At 57.8% G+C, this 13,523-nt stretch carries 10 protein-coding genes and 4 pseudogenes; 5 read left to right on the top strand and 9 right to left on the bottom strand.

All coding sequences use genetic code 11. The features are described 5' to 3' along the window. Positions 1 to 64: 64 nt before the first annotated feature. Positions 65 to 1,767, bottom strand: a pseudogene (locus J0663_RS30685) (acetolactate synthase large subunit). A gap of 326 nt (positions 1,768 to 2,093) precedes the next feature. Next, positions 2,094 to 2,580: pseudogene (locus tag J0663_RS31565) on the bottom strand (oxygen-independent coproporphyrinogen III oxidase); the annotation flags it as partial. A gap of 149 nt (positions 2,581 to 2,729) precedes the next feature. On the opposite strand from J0663_RS31565, the gene J0663_RS30675 reads away from it, so the two are divergent. Continuing rightward, positions 2,730 to 3,425 (top strand): HAD family hydrolase, encoded by a 696-nt coding sequence (locus J0663_RS30675; RefSeq protein ID WP_207246332.1) that lies wholly within the window; start codon positions 2,730 to 2,732, stop codon positions 3,423 to 3,425. Continuing rightward, complete coding sequence (locus J0663_RS30670) at positions 3,386 to 3,709, top strand: phosphoribosyltransferase family protein (protein ID WP_246590478.1); 324 nt, start codon at positions 3,386 to 3,388, stop codon at positions 3,707 to 3,709. The genes J0663_RS30675 and J0663_RS30670 overlap by 40 nt, the downstream gene beginning before the upstream one ends. 758 nt (positions 3,710 to 4,467) lie before the next feature. On the opposite strand, the gene repA is transcribed toward J0663_RS30670, so the two are convergent. Beyond that, on the bottom strand, positions 4,468 to 5,721 hold the full coding sequence (gene repA / locus J0663_RS30665; RefSeq protein WP_207246258.1) for a plasmid partitioning protein RepA: 1,254 nt from the start codon (positions 5,719 to 5,721) through the stop codon (positions 4,468 to 4,470). A 392-nt stretch (positions 5,722 to 6,113) separates the two neighbouring features. Here repA and J0663_RS30660 point away from each other — a divergent pair, with 392 nt between their 5' ends. Further along, positions 6,114 to 6,431: a hypothetical protein gene (locus J0663_RS30660; protein WP_207246257.1), complete on the top strand. Its 318-nt coding sequence runs from the start codon at positions 6,114 to 6,116 to the stop codon at positions 6,429 to 6,431. Here the strand turns inward: J0663_RS30660 and J0663_RS30655 are convergent. The 6 genes and pseudogenes from J0663_RS30655 to J0663_RS31875 form a co-directional block, all read right to left on the bottom strand. Then, a complete protein-coding gene (locus tag J0663_RS30655) occupies positions 6,385 to 6,948 on the bottom strand; it encodes a hypothetical protein (RefSeq protein WP_246590477.1) in 564 nt (187 codons plus the stop codon). The two genes, J0663_RS30660 and J0663_RS30655, sit on opposite strands and share 47 nt — an antisense overlap. Positions 6,949 to 7,089: 141 nt before the next feature. Continuing rightward, entirely contained in the window at positions 7,090 to 8,199 is a 1,110-nt protein-coding gene (phaC, locus tag J0663_RS30650; RefSeq protein ID WP_207246256.1) for a class III poly(R)-hydroxyalkanoic acid synthase subunit PhaC, read from the bottom strand. A 3-nt stretch (positions 8,200 to 8,202) separates the two neighbouring features. Continuing rightward, positions 8,203 to 8,865 carry a poly(R)-hydroxyalkanoic acid synthase subunit PhaE gene (locus J0663_RS31560; protein ID WP_246590490.1) on the bottom strand — a complete coding sequence of 221 codons (663 nt, stop codon included), beginning with the start codon at positions 8,863 to 8,865 and terminating at the stop codon, positions 8,203 to 8,205. A 35-nt stretch (positions 8,866 to 8,900) separates the two neighbouring features. Continuing rightward, positions 8,901 to 9,071: a hypothetical protein gene (locus tag J0663_RS31555; RefSeq protein ID WP_375337011.1), complete on the bottom strand. Its 171-nt coding sequence runs from the start codon at positions 9,069 to 9,071 to the stop codon at positions 8,901 to 8,903. Then, positions 9,046 to 9,365, bottom strand: a pseudogene (locus tag J0663_RS31550) (thiamine pyrophosphate-binding protein); the annotation flags it as partial. The pseudogene J0663_RS31550 and the gene J0663_RS31555, both read right to left, overlap by 26 nt. A gap of 1,185 nt (positions 9,366 to 10,550) precedes the next feature. Beyond that, positions 10,551 to 10,737, bottom strand: a pseudogene (locus tag J0663_RS31875) (hypothetical protein); the annotation flags it as partial. 1,204 nt (positions 10,738 to 11,941) lie between these two features. Between J0663_RS31875 and J0663_RS30640 the strand changes: the two are divergent. Together J0663_RS30640 and J0663_RS30635 are read left to right on the top strand one after the other, a co-directional pair. Next, the gene (locus J0663_RS30640; protein WP_221109222.1) at positions 11,942 to 12,487 is read left to right on the top strand and encodes a TlpA disulfide reductase family protein; all 546 of its coding nucleotides are present in this window, start codon (positions 11,942 to 11,944) and stop codon (positions 12,485 to 12,487) included. Positions 12,488 to 12,663: 176 nt separating this feature from the next. Further along, positions 12,664 to 13,515 carry an electron transfer flavoprotein subunit beta/FixA family protein gene (locus tag J0663_RS30635; protein WP_018484294.1) on the top strand — a complete coding sequence of 284 codons (852 nt, stop codon included), beginning with the start codon at positions 12,664 to 12,666 and terminating at the stop codon, positions 13,513 to 13,515. Positions 13,516 to 13,523 lie beyond the last annotated feature (8 nt).

Genomic DNA, 13,523 nt, shown 5'->3' with positions numbered 1-13,523 from the left:
TGAAAAGCCGATCCTTGCTGTCGACCGCCCCGGCACTCCCCGAGGCGGTTCATTCCGGGCCTGCTCAGGCGCTCGGCGGTTTCGCCTTGGGCGAGCGAAGTCCGCCGAGCAGTCGCTTGTACTTTGAATCATCGACCGGCACTGCGACCACACGCACCCCGCCGGCTTTGAGAGCGGCTTCAAGCGCAGGCATCAGATCGTCCAGCGTTTCAACCCGCGTGCCCTTGGCGCCACAGGCTTCGGCCAGTTTCACGAAATCCGGATTGCGGAAGTCGACGCCGAATTTCGGGAAACCTTTGGCGGTTTGCTTCGCTTCGATCATGCCCCAGCCGCCGTTGTCCAAGATCAGGACGACGAGGTTGAGCTTTTGTTCGACGGCCGTCATCAGTTCCTGGCCGGTCATCTGAAAGCCGCCGTCGCCGCAGACCGCCATCACACAGAGCCCGGGATTCAGCATCGCCGCCACGATCGCTGAGGGCACGCCGGCGCCCATGGTCGCGAGCGTGTTGTCGAGCAGCAGCGTATTGGGGTGATTGGTCCGATAATTCCGGGCGAACGGGATCTTGTAAAGGCCATTGTCGAGCGTAACAATGCTGCCTTCAGGCATGACCTTGCGAACAACGTGCACTATGCGATCCAGCGTGACCGGCCAACTTTTATCATCGGCACCCTCGCCAATCAGGGCGAGGCTCCTCTCGCGCAGCGGCAGCAATCCGCCGGCATTGGGCAGCTTGCCGTCGAGGCGATCCGCCAGCGCCGCGACTGAAGCGCCGATCTCGCCGATGACCTCGAGCTGCGGCCAATAGGCCTGCGTGAAGGTCGCAGTCTGATGTGCGATGTGAATGACCTTCGGGCCGCCCTCAGACATGATGAACGGAGGCTTTTCGCACGTGTCGTGGCCGATCGGAATGATCAGGTCGGCCTCCTCGATGACCGCGTGGACATGGTCGCCTTTAGAAAGCGCCGCCGTGCCCATATAGAGGTCGGAGTCCTCCGCCACCACGCCCTTGCCCATTTGCGTGGCGAAGAAGGGAATGCGGGTGCGTTGCACGAAGTCACGGATTTGGGCGATCGAGTGCTGGTCGAGGCGGCTTGCCGCCCCGCCCACCATGATCAGCGGACACTGGGCCGCAAGGATCATTTCAACCGCGCGATCGAGGGTCTTCGTAGTCATAGTGCATCCTCCTCACCATCTTCGGCCGCAATGTCTTCCGGTATTACAACAGACACTGGGCCTTGCTTTTCCTCTTGAGCGATGCGGAACGCCTCAGTGAGGACTGGCCGGATCATTTGCACCGACCCGATCTGCACTGCGGACTTGGTGAGCCCCTCCATCACGGAGACGAGGGGGCTGACCTGAAAGTGCCCATGGAGGCTGCTGTTGATCGGCTTCTGGCCGGCGATCATCACCAGCGGAAATCCGCCGAGATGCGCATACTCAGCGCCGTTGGGGAAGTTAAGTGCGCCCGGGCCGCAGGTGGCGAGGCTGACGCCTGGGCGGCCGGTGAGCCGGCCCTCGGTGGCGGCCATGAGGGCCGCACCCCACTCGGTACGGGTCGGCACGAACTTGATCTTCTTCGACTTGCGCAGCGACTCCATGATGTCGAGGATTTCCTCGCCGGGGACGCCGTAAATGCGCTCGACGCCCACTTTCTCAAGGACCGCGACAACTCGGTCGGAACCCTTGACCTTGCGCTGTTCGCTCTTCGCGTAAGATGAATTACTAATGGACAAGATGGGGCCTCTCTGACGGAAATAATACCACATGACGTTATAAAAGCGTCTATAGCCAAGGCGGCTTTGTTGGTCAATGGCCAAACGCCGTTTTTCGCGCCGACAGACCCACCGGTCCATCGAGCAGGCCTTTCGCCAGCCGCATCGAGTTTTTTGTTGCTCATCTCAGTGGGGCGCATCGAAGCAAACTTCCTCGGCTCTGCGGGCAGGCGTGGACTAGCCTCCGACCGGGACGCCTTTTGGACTGCAAAAGGTTAGCAATGAAACGACTCAAACTGCGGCTGACGGAATCTGTGACAGCCCCATCAACTTGCTTGCCGCAAGTTAACCTGCTCCCGGCCTTGACCGGAGAGGTCGACGACATAGCCGTCGCCTACACCATGAATAGCTGACGCGCCGCAGCCTATCACCGTTGCGCAGGAGTGTGCCGAATACCCGCAAAGAGTTACGCCGCAGCCGGCCGGCCTCCTGCGCCAACGCAAGCTCATCGTCCCGTAAAGCGAAATGATCGAGGCCGATCGGGAGTTAGCCTTTCCGCAATCAGCGCGTTGGCCACGGCCGCGAGCTGACAGGTCCGGCTGCGAAGCGCCTCCTCCTCGATCAGACGTTGGTTTATTCTAAGGCTGGAACATGTGCGTAGCCGAACACGGCAAATCGACTGGGGTGCATGGCGGCGGCAGCTCCCGCGGCGTTGACGCAGGACTGCACCGTCTGATTTGGAAGGCCGTTGATCAAGTCAAAATTGATGCGGTTTACCTCGTGGCGGCGCAGTGGATTGGCCACACTCGCCGTCAACTCCTCACCTTGGATTCGATTGGTTGCTTCTTGAACATCCGGTTCGAAGCTCTATACGCCGATGCTCGGTTCACCCGGCCGCTAAGTTGAATTGTTGCCGCGGCATTATACGCAGACTGTTGACTGACCCAGGCGACCGGTTTGAGTTTCCGCGACGGATTTAAAGCGTCATTTGGCCAAAACTACGTCATGGAGATTTTATGCCGAAAATGAAAAAGCGCGCCCTGAAAGGAAGTCGGCGTCGGAGTGCATTCGTCGCCATGTTGCCGATCCAGGGAACGGCTTGTACGGCGGATCGGATTGGGCTGCCCGCCCAGTTGGAAGTGGCGCATCCCGACGATCCGTTTCGGACCCGCCCACACGCCGCAGCCGAAACGGCTGCGGGACGACCAATCACAGTTACGCATCGCTTGAGGGATCGCAGATCCCGTGGAGCCACGTTGATCAGTCACATTTCTTTTGACGTCTGGAATACTCTCGTAACAGCGAACCCCAGTCATGCGACGAGGAGGACCAAGTTTCTCGCCACCTGTTTTGATAAGGAAGAAGCAGCTGTGAGGAATGCATACGCGGAGGTCAAGAAGTGGGTTAACCAACACGCGATCGAAACGGGGTACGCCCCATCCCTGTCCGAAAATATTCGTCTGCTTATGATGCGTTGTAATGTTCAAAAAGATCCAGGTTTGATCGCAAAGGCGTTTGAGCACGTTTTTGAGAATTGCAAACCAGTTGTTTTGGACACCACGGTGAGGTTAATCCATTCGTTGGCAGACGACGGGTTTACGCTATCAATTGGTAGCAACTCGAGTTTTATTAGCGGCACTACGATGCACAACTTTCTTGAGAGCACCTTTGGATGCGTATTTCGGTTCGGAATCTATTCCGTCCTAACATAGAATCCGAGCTAAATTTTGCCGCCGTTAAGTCAATCAAGGATCTAAACCGGATCGTGGTGGAGCCTAGTCATCACATGACCGCTCGGACAATAAAATACATCCTCTCGGCAGATCCAGATGACCTCTATAACCATTTTCTAAGGTTCAGAAGCCACCGGTACCTTAAGGCTCTTTATTTCAATTGCTTAAATGAAGGGTATTACAAAATACAAAAATATCAGGCAAATATAGATCTCATTCGCAATGTTGTTAAATTAGCGGAACAGCAAATCCCTAAGTGCTAAGAGTTAGGCGGCCTGGCTTTATTCCATCGCGTTCGCTAGCTGCCCACAATACGTGCTTGGGCGGCGGCGATTGCTCGATGCGTTTTTGGACGGTATCTGCATGATAGATTATTTTGGAGAGGCTTCCTGTAATTGAAGTGCAGAACCAGTAGCGTGGCGTGCCCCGCGAATTTCCAGCCGGACGAAGTGTGCACCGCCGAATTTTGAGCCACCTGTGGCGGACCATCGGCGGTGCCCGACCTTACAGCTGCAGAACAAATATCAGGCCGGCTGAGTTGAGATTGTCACGGGAGCGGTCGGGTTAGGCACAGTCGACCCGATCCACGCGATCGGGTATGTCGGAAACAACATTGGTTCGGCGGTAGGGGTGTTTGGGGCGGCCTTCCTATAAATGCTCAGGGCCATGCAAGTAGGCGTCGAGCTTTCTTGAGCATGTGAACGGGCGCGGTCATGTGTCAGGCCCCATCGTTGCGGCATCATATGCACTGCGGGCCTGTATGACGTTACGCGGATTAGGTCTAGATCGAATTTACGAGCTTTGAGCTCGTTGCACGCCCCTGATTATCCTAATCCCAATCATATCGATCGTAGCCGGGCCGAGCGGCTCACGAAGGCTGTTTTCGACGATGGGACGCCTGGCGCCATTCTGGTCGGTGGATTCTGCGACCAGGGATCTCGATTTCCTTCGAGACAGGCGGCAATCACCAGACGCACGCGGCGTGGCCGGCATTGATGATACAACCATTAAGTCCTCTCGATTAGGAACTCGCCTTACCTGCAGTGCGCGAAGCCCTCATCACATACATCGGGGGACGGCCCCAAACCTCGGATATGATGTCCATTACCTCCGCATTCGTGGAATTCAGTGTTTCCATCGCTTGCTCGTACGCCGATCGGCCTACCGCCCCGGCTACCAACTCATACAACGATCGCTTTTTGACCCCCGCGTCTCGGATCGCGTCCGATTCCCAGACGGTCACAGTCAACAGATCATGCCCCAGGGAGTCCCGCAGTAGTGCGACTGCCTCCTGCTGCGAGACGTCACGCGGGCTGTGTCTTGTCACCAAGAATTTGGTGAAATCATGATTTACCGACCTTCCAGCCTCTTCGATCAAGGAGACGAAATGCGATAAAACGCTGAGGGACATGGTCATTGACGTGATCTCAGGCCATTCAGGGCGGACCGTCAACAGCACGCCGGTCGCTGCTTCATACGCACCTGCGGTCAGAAAGCTTCCACCTCCACAGCGGATAACGACGACGTCGTAATTCGCCTCGACTTCTTTGAGCGCAGACACCATTTTGATGCTAACGTCTGCGATTCTCAAGTCCTCACTATGGAAGCGCTTCGTACTTTCCCGTTCGAATATTTCGAGCTCGCAAGTACCCGGCACAAGATCAAGGCCATCAAAATGGGTGGGTCGGATTACAGAGCTCATACTGGACCGATCGTCATCATAGCTTAAAGCGCCATACATGCTCACGTAGTGGTCGGGAAAACCGATATCTGGAAAATAATAACCGAACATTTTCGACAATGAGCCATTCGGATCGAGGTCTATGGCGAGAACGCGGTATCCTTGAAGTGCAAGGCCCTGAGCCAGATAGAGCGATGTGGTGGTGCTTGCGGAGCCGGCTACTGGGATGATCTGGAGTTTCTCACCCTCGCGCCTGCGCGGGCAAAACTTCAAAGCCTCTTTCTGACGGGCCGAAGCGAGATAGGCACGGAGTTCGTTGATCTGTCGAAGCGTATAGGAGCGCCGTCCTGCGGTCCCTAGTTCCGGTGTTGGCCCCAGCCCATCAATTGACAACTGGCGCAAATAACTGCCCGACACGCCGAGAATCTCGGCAACCTCGCCCAAGGAGAACGAGCGAAGGGTCCTGTCGTCGGGTTCTCCGAAATTAGGAACTGCCCCCCGCTTGGTTAGGCGAGCCGCAATTTCATTGGCATGGCGCGAAATGCGCTCCGACGCTTTCTCCGTCTGAAAGCTTGGATTCTCAGAATGCGGCATAAGTTTCCCGGTGGAGGTTTCTCTCGTATACGATGTGTTTAGGCTGTCACGATTTAGCATATGTCCTGTGCCGTCAACAAGCACTTTGCCGCGCCAGGAAACTTACGGCTGCATACTTTCGTCAGGGAATTCTTGTTCTCAATTCCTCTTAGGGCGGAACAAGATTTTTTTGGGCGATCTGCTCCGGGGTCCGGCTTGGGCTCGTGTTCGGCGGGACGAACAATCCTCCATGCCGGCGGGGCCTCCGCACAGGGACCACTCGACCCAGCGTGCCACGACCTTCGATGTACCCCGTATGGCCCTTCTGGCCACGGATCGTGCGGCCCCGCTTGTCCCTAATTAGCCTAAGACGTGGACTCGCGAATTGAAACGATCCAGATTCTTGTCACAACATGACGATCGTTGCAGTGCGGCGGACGATCTCGAAGCGCACAACCCGTGCCTTCGACATCCGCGCCAGCCGGCTGAATTCAGAAAGAGGTCTGGCGCAGGACATTGCGCCGCTCGCGCGCAAGATCCAGGTCTCGTGCTCCGCGAAACCGGCGCGGCTAGGTCCGTGCCGCTGCCGGGACGATGCCGGACCGGGCGCCGATGGCGAACATAGCGGTCATGCCCAGATCTTCATCGCCGGCCAGCTTTCGTCGGTCGCTTTCTTGGGCAGCGTCATGACGGGGCCGGTGTTAGTCCCCGATTGCAAAGCGGGCAATTGACCAGATGAAATCCGTCTGCATGGCAACGGCTGCCTGGTCGAGCTTGCCGGGATTGGTCCAGAACCAATTCGGATCCGGGACCGGATGGACTGGAACAGAGCGCCGGGATCGGCGGGTCGACGAATCCTGCTGGCGTCGTCTTTATTCCCTTCGCGTTGACGGCGGCACGCGCATGGCAGGTGATGCAGGACGAAGTGTCCGCGAATCCGGCCTCCGTTACCGAATTGCCAAGTTGCGTAGGCACGCCGGTCGCCGAGACGAAGTCGGTCTGGCTGCCCTTCAGGCAGTAATGTTCCCACACGGGTGAAAGGCCTGCAGAGCCCAGCACCGCTTTCAGTGCGTCGTTCTTTGCACAGGCGCTGTAGGGCCGATCAAGGACCTCATTCGCGTCCACGTCGGCGACAACCGCACCATAGGCATCATGGCATCCGGTATAATCGCAACGGCCTGGATTGTTCTGGTGCTCGAACGTTGCCCAGGTCCAGTTGGGCAGCACCTGTCCTCCAAGCAGTTTCATCAGTCTCCGAGCTTATTCGGAGGAGATTTTGTGTTCTATTGGAGACATCCCGCCTCGAAGCGGAAAAGGCGACTGTATCGCCCGAACGGATGATCGTGACCGCTTCGGCGGGGAGCAAATCTTGTTTGCTATCGCTATCCCCTACCCGTCCCGTGGCTGGAGCCATTCAACTATGCTTTTGGCGAGCTTGCCCTGCGACTTGCTCGAAACGAGCACGCCGACATGCCCCACGCCCTGGAACGGAACCTCCGTATAGTCTGTGCCGCCGATCTGACCGCCGAGCGCCTTGGAACAGGTCGCCGGAATGATATGGTCGTCCAGGCCGAAGATGTTGAGCACGGGCACGTCGATCGCGCGGAGGTCGACGATGCGGCCCAACAGCTCGAACCTGCCCTCGACCAGGCGGTTCTCGTGATAGAGCTCCTTCAGCCATTGCCGGCCGGCTGCGCCTGGGTGGTCCTGTCGATCGGCCAGCCATTTCTCCATGCGCAGGAAGTTCATCAGCCGGTCCTTGTCACCGGCGATGTCGAAGAGTTCGACATTGTACTTAGTCAGCGCTTGCATTGGCGTCATGAGCGAGAAGATCAAGCTCATAAGTTCGCCGGGGATGACGCCCAGCGCATCGACCATGCGGTCGATATCCTCGGGCGCAAGCGCGCGCGTCCAGATGTTGAGGAGGCCGTGACTGGGCTCCGGGTCGTCGATATCGGCGTGGAAGTCGATCGGCGTCATGGTCAGGACCAGGTTCTTGACCTTCTCCGGGTGGAGCGCCGCATAGCAGGTGGTGAAGACGCCACCCTGGCAGATGCCGAGCAGCGTTACCTTGTCATGGCCCGTCTCGCGGCAGATCCGGTGCACCGCCTCGTGGATGTAGTCGTCGACATAGTCGTCCATAGTCAGCCAGCGCTCGGCGCGGCCGAGCTTGCCCCATTCGATCAGCCAAAGGTTGACGCCCTCGGCGAGTAGGCTACGCACCAGCGAGCGGTCGGGCTGGAGGTCCGCGATAGTGTAGCGGCCGACCAGGCTATAGACGATGAGGACCGGCGTCTCAACGGTGCGCTTGACCGTCGGCTCGTAGCGAAACAGCTTCACCTTGTCGCGGCGCATGACGAGCGTCTTCGGGGTTGTTCCGACATCGACATCCTCGTCGCGGATGCCGGCGAGCACGTCCGCGCCCTTGTAAAACTTGCCGACATTCTCGGCGAAATCCTTCAGGATGCTGTTGAAGGCGGTTTTGCGGGGTTCGGTCATCGCTTATCCCTTTCCTGGTTGTGTGGCGACACCGCGTGCACCTTCGACTTCATCGCGCTGTGCCCTTATGCTGGCGCGCACCTCCCGCCTGAGTTCCGTGAACTGCCGCGTCAGCTCGTCGAAGTCGTGTTGGCTCGGAACGCCTAACAGCTTCGCGACGCTGTCGGTCATTTGCTGCTGGCAGGTGCGCAGGTCCAGCGCGGCGAGCAGCAATTCGCGCTGCGCGGCGAGGAAATCCTTAGAGCGCAGGTTGCTGATCAGTTCCTTGTTCGCAATGTCCCTCCACTTGTCGAAAGCCTTGCGCCAGCCGAAATCCTTGGCGTCTCCTTCCTTCGTGCCGGCGAGCGTTGCGCTGTAGCGTTCATAGGCCTTGCTCCACGGCACGGAGGCTATGGCGTGATAGGCCGCCATGCGCTGGCCCACGTCCATCCAGGCAGCCATCAGCGCGTAGACCTGCCGGTCGAGGTTGCACATGTCGGCAAGGTGCGGGCCTTCCACCATGCGCTTGATAGTTTTCAAGATCTCGCCGCCCTGTGCGGCGGCAAACAGGCTGCTGTCAGCCGCGCGCATGGTGAAAAAGGGCATCATCGAGTTGAACCACAATTTTCCAACCTCCTCTGACTGCTCCATGTTGCTGCGCCACATTTCCGACATGCGCAGCAGCATCTGCGAGAATTCCGGTTGGTCGTCCGAGCTCGGGGTCATGGCCGGCTCACTCCCGCAAGCGCGCTGGCATAGATCGCCCGGGCGTGATCGTAGTCGAGCTCGCGCGGATTGTTGATCAGGAGGCGCTCCTTTTGCTTCATCGCATCCTTCGCTAGCTTGGAAAGATCGCCTTCGCCGATTCCAACCGCCGATAGGGAGCCGGGCATATTCCGCGCCGTTCGGGAAGTTGAGCACGCCCGGACCGCAGGTGGCCATGCAGACGCCAGTGCGGCCGGTGAGCCGACTCCAGTTGGCGGCCATGAGGGCCGCGGCCCACTCGGTGTGGGTCGGCACGAGCTTGATCGTCGAGTTGCGCAGCGACTCGACGAGGTCGATGGTTTCCTCGCCGGGGATGTAGAAGATGACCGTGACCCCTCGTTTTCAAGCGCCCGGACAACGAGATCGGACGCCTTGACCTCGCGCTGTTCGCTCTCAGGGCTGGGGGTGATCTTTTTTCGCATTCCTGCCATGTCAGTCTCCCTTCGTGCCAATCAGGTCGGGGACCACGATCGGGCTTTAGCGACCCGACTTACTCTGAGCACTACTCGTGCCAATCAGGTTGCGCCGGTAAGCCTTCGAGATTGCACATGTTTCGTTGTCGCTATGCGAGGGGTTTTGTAGGGTTCCCGACATGTCGTGTCGCAATCCGCCTCGATCACCACCGCGAATGAAGGGGCGGTTCGATAGGCTTCAGGTGGGATAAGTCCATGATAGCTGCGCCACGAGTTGGAAGATTTCAACGCCGAATAATCCCCCGGGAGATGGCACGGGGACTGAAGTTCTGGTGCGGTGGACGTGTATCGAGCTCGGTCTGCCGTCGATAATCTGACTAGCGACACCAAAATCGAAATATCCCCCGGCGCCGTTGTCGATAAGGTAATTCTGATAGGTGCATGTCACCGCCCTGTAGTGTGGCGTCTTGCGGTTGGCGCTCCGTCAGCAAAGATGCCCCGTCGGAGAAGATGGCCTTTGCGATTGGCGAGAGGAAAGTGCCGGAGACGAATGTGCCGGCGGCAAAGTCATGGGAGAACCAAGAAGATGCACGCCGTTACCAGCTTATGCTTAGGGCTTCCGCTTGGATTTGCCGGCCCTTGCCGTGGCCCATCGCCGATACCCTTCTTGCCCGTTTGTCGAAGAGCGCCCTGCGCCGACTGCTGCGCTAGCGTTAAAAGGTCAGTTTTTTGGGTTAGCGAAAATGCCATCACGCATGTCCGTTACCTCCCTGATTCGCATGAAAGCCTGTCCGCGGTTGAAGCGGAGCGCTCTGGAATTCGGAAATGCACTAAGTGACGCGGCCCTTGGCGACTGCAGGTTTCCAACCCAAAATTGCCAGATCTGAAGCGGAGAATGATCTCCCGGTAGCGCAGATTTTGTCCTCATCCAGAGCCGTCATGCTTTCCGCCCTTCACTTGGTTGAAGGGGAGCCGTTGTCTGGCGACGTCGGATGCAGCCGTCCTCCCACTGCGGTCGGCCACCGCCCGGCGAGCGGGCATTCGCCACACCTAGTGGGTAAAGATCTGCCGCGTGCCGCGCGCCTCCATAGCCTCCGAATGCCGCGACAGCGCATGAACTTGGGCTGCGCTGCGCAAGGTGCTGTCCTTGTCTTGGACATATGCGCAAATGGCGTCGGCTTCCTATTCCATCTTCTCAAGGTCCTTCACTGCGAGATCAATTACCCAGGATCGACCTTCTCGAACTTGCGGCCACAGGGAGCCCGCGCGAAAGCGCGACCATTTTCTCCAACCGCCTGATCCGTTCGTCCTTACGAACGACACCAGCCTGCCCCGCGCTCAGCCGCCGCCCACAAAGTAATCTTCTCCCATAGGTCGCCATGTCTCGAGCGCCGGTTGACGCGGAAAAGCCGCGCAATCGAGGAGGTAGCCTTTGTCGCTGATCTGACAAAGGTGAAGACAACGTCGCAAATTGTTGTCATGCGTCTGAAGGACCACAAACTGGCGCTGGCTCAATGCAGCAAGTCGCGTCAGATCATGTGGCTTCCGCTTGTTCATTTGGGGATACGGTAGCCCAACCGATCAGAACGGCGTTGATATGACGATTGAGGCGGTGAGGACTCAAGAGTTCGGCAGGCTGCAGCAGCGTTTATGGACGGCTTTCGATTGATATTTCCAGCAAGGGTTTCTCCACGCTTCTGGCAATGATCCTGCTCACGCCGCAACATCAGCTAAACCGCTTGTCCAACCTCACTAGGCGCCCGCAGCGTTATTTTCTCGATCGCTGTGCTTCTGATCGCGCATACGGTGTCGCTAGTCAGATTATCAACGGTAAACCGAAGCTCGATACACGCCCACGGCACCAGAACTTCAGTCCCCGTGCTATCTTCCGGCGCATCGTTTGGCGTTTAAATCTTCCGGCTAGTGGCGCAGCTATCATGGAGTTGCCGACCTGAAGCCCATCGAACCGCCCTCCGTTCGCGGTTGTGATCGGAGCGGATTGCGACACGACATGTCGGCAACCCTACAAAACCCCTCCGCATAGCGACAACGAAACATGTGCAATCTCGGAGGTTTACCGGCGCAACCTGATTGGCACGAGTAGTGCTCAGAGTAAGCCGGGTCCCTAAAGCCCAAATCCGATTGGGAGCTTAACGCCTATGCACATCGTGGTCTGTATCAAACAAGTGCCGGGCATCAGACGCCTAGTATCGTCGTCGTCGGGAAGCAGACAATTGACTGCGACACGGCCCCGGTCTGACCGGCATCGGAAGGAGGCCGAACCTCCAGCAATCGACTTACATAGCGAGGAGCTCTGGAATGGCCTCCTGCTCCATCTGCTTTAGACCTCGGCACCTTCCCGTCACGACGGTGACTATCGTCACGCTCTCATAAGAAGGAATTTGCAATGGCGCGCACCCGCATAAGCCATTTCACAAGACGAGATCACAAACGTCTTTTGTCCAACCGATGGAACGTTCGCCGCGATGGCCTTTCAATATCAAAACAAATCGACCTGACACTTGGCAGGACAAGCTCATTCCTGGCGCGCGAAACGCCGGCTAAAACACTGTGGGGAACAAGACGTGACTTCTAGTTTAAATCTCGACTCTCCAGCCCCGTCTATCAAAGTGCAGAACTGGCTGCGCGGCGATCCGCTTTCCAACTTCCAGCTCGGCAAGATATACATTGTTGAGTTCTTTTCGACTACCTGCGGTTATTGCGAGCCGGAGCTATCCGACCTGGCGAAGTTGCACAAGAAATTCATCGACACGGGAGTTGAGTTCATCGGGATCGCAGCACGTGAGGAAGCTGCGACGGCTGACGACGCCCGAGCCCAGGTGGACGCGTCCATAACCAAATCGCTCCCGAATACGAACATGCGGATCGGACTCGACCACTCAGGCGAAATGGATGAGGATTGGCTCATAGACAGCCTGTCGTTCCACGTTCCAAAGACGTTCGTTGTCGACCGAGACGGTCGCATCGCCTTTATCGGTGATCTGGTTATGCTCGAGGACGTTCTGCCAAAAGTGATTGACGGCAGCTGGCGCGCCAGCGCGGAAGCAAAGAATGCCGAAGAGGAGCGGATTGCTGAAGGCGAGACTTATGCTGCGCAGATAGTTTCATGATCGAGTCTCGGCGGCGATAGAGATTAAGAATTGGAAGACGGCGCTCTCGGCCATTGAGGAGGGCATCAACCTGAGCCCGGACAGCATCTTCTTGCGGCGCAACTTTATTGGCACGAGCAGTGCTAAGAGTTAGCCGGGTCCCTAAAGGCCAAATCCGATTGGGAGCTTAAACGACTATGCACATCGTGGTCTGTATCAAACAAGTGCCGGACTCTGCGCAGATACGCGTCCACCCGGTGACAAATACGATCATGCGCCAAGGCGTACCGACCATCATTAACCCTTACGACCTGTTTGCTCTCGAAGAGGCACTCCAAGTTCGTAACCGCTATGGGGGCGAGGTGACTGTTCTCACGATGGGGCCGCCCATGGCTGAGCAAGCGCTACGCAAAGCCCTCACCCACGGCGCAGATCGCGCAGTGCTTCTCACCGACCGCCACTTTGCTGGATCTGACACGCTGGCGACCTCGTATGCTCTTTCTCAAGCAGTAGCGAAGATTGGCGAGAGCTATGGGGCGCCAGATATCGTCTTTACCGGAAAGCAGACAATTGACGGCGACACGGCCCAGGTCGGGCCCGGAATTGCAAAGAGGCTGAACCTCCAGCAACTCACTTACGTAACGAAGATTGTCTCCATTGATCCCACTTCGCGCGAGCTCATGGTTGAACGACACGCGGAGAGCGGCACGCAGATGCTGAAGAGCACGTTGCCATGTCTCATCACTGTGCTGGAAGGTGTCAATGCAATCCGCCGGGGCTCTCTCGATGACGCCTTCCGTGCCGCGCGAAGCCCGGTTCTTAAATGGGGGGCCGCTGACGCCGGCATTGGGGAGTTGACCAAATGCGGCCTAAGGGGATCGCCGACGGTCGTGAAGCGAGTATTCGCTCCTGGTCCTCGCGCCGAAAAAGCTATGCAAATGGACATTAACGACAAAACGTTGGCCGAGGTCGCCGCGGACACGGTCGCTGCAATTTTTGCCCGCGAGCCTGTTTTGGAACGCAAGCTCACGTCCCATGGCAATCGGTGAGCAGCGAG

This window comes from Rhizobium lentis (assembly GCF_017352135.1).
In the GTDB taxonomy this organism is placed as follows: Bacteria; Pseudomonadota; Alphaproteobacteria; order Rhizobiales; family Rhizobiaceae; genus Rhizobium; species Rhizobium lentis.
The sequence above is the reverse complement of the archived record's forward strand: the minus strand, read 5'-3'. Positions and strand labels throughout refer to the sequence as shown.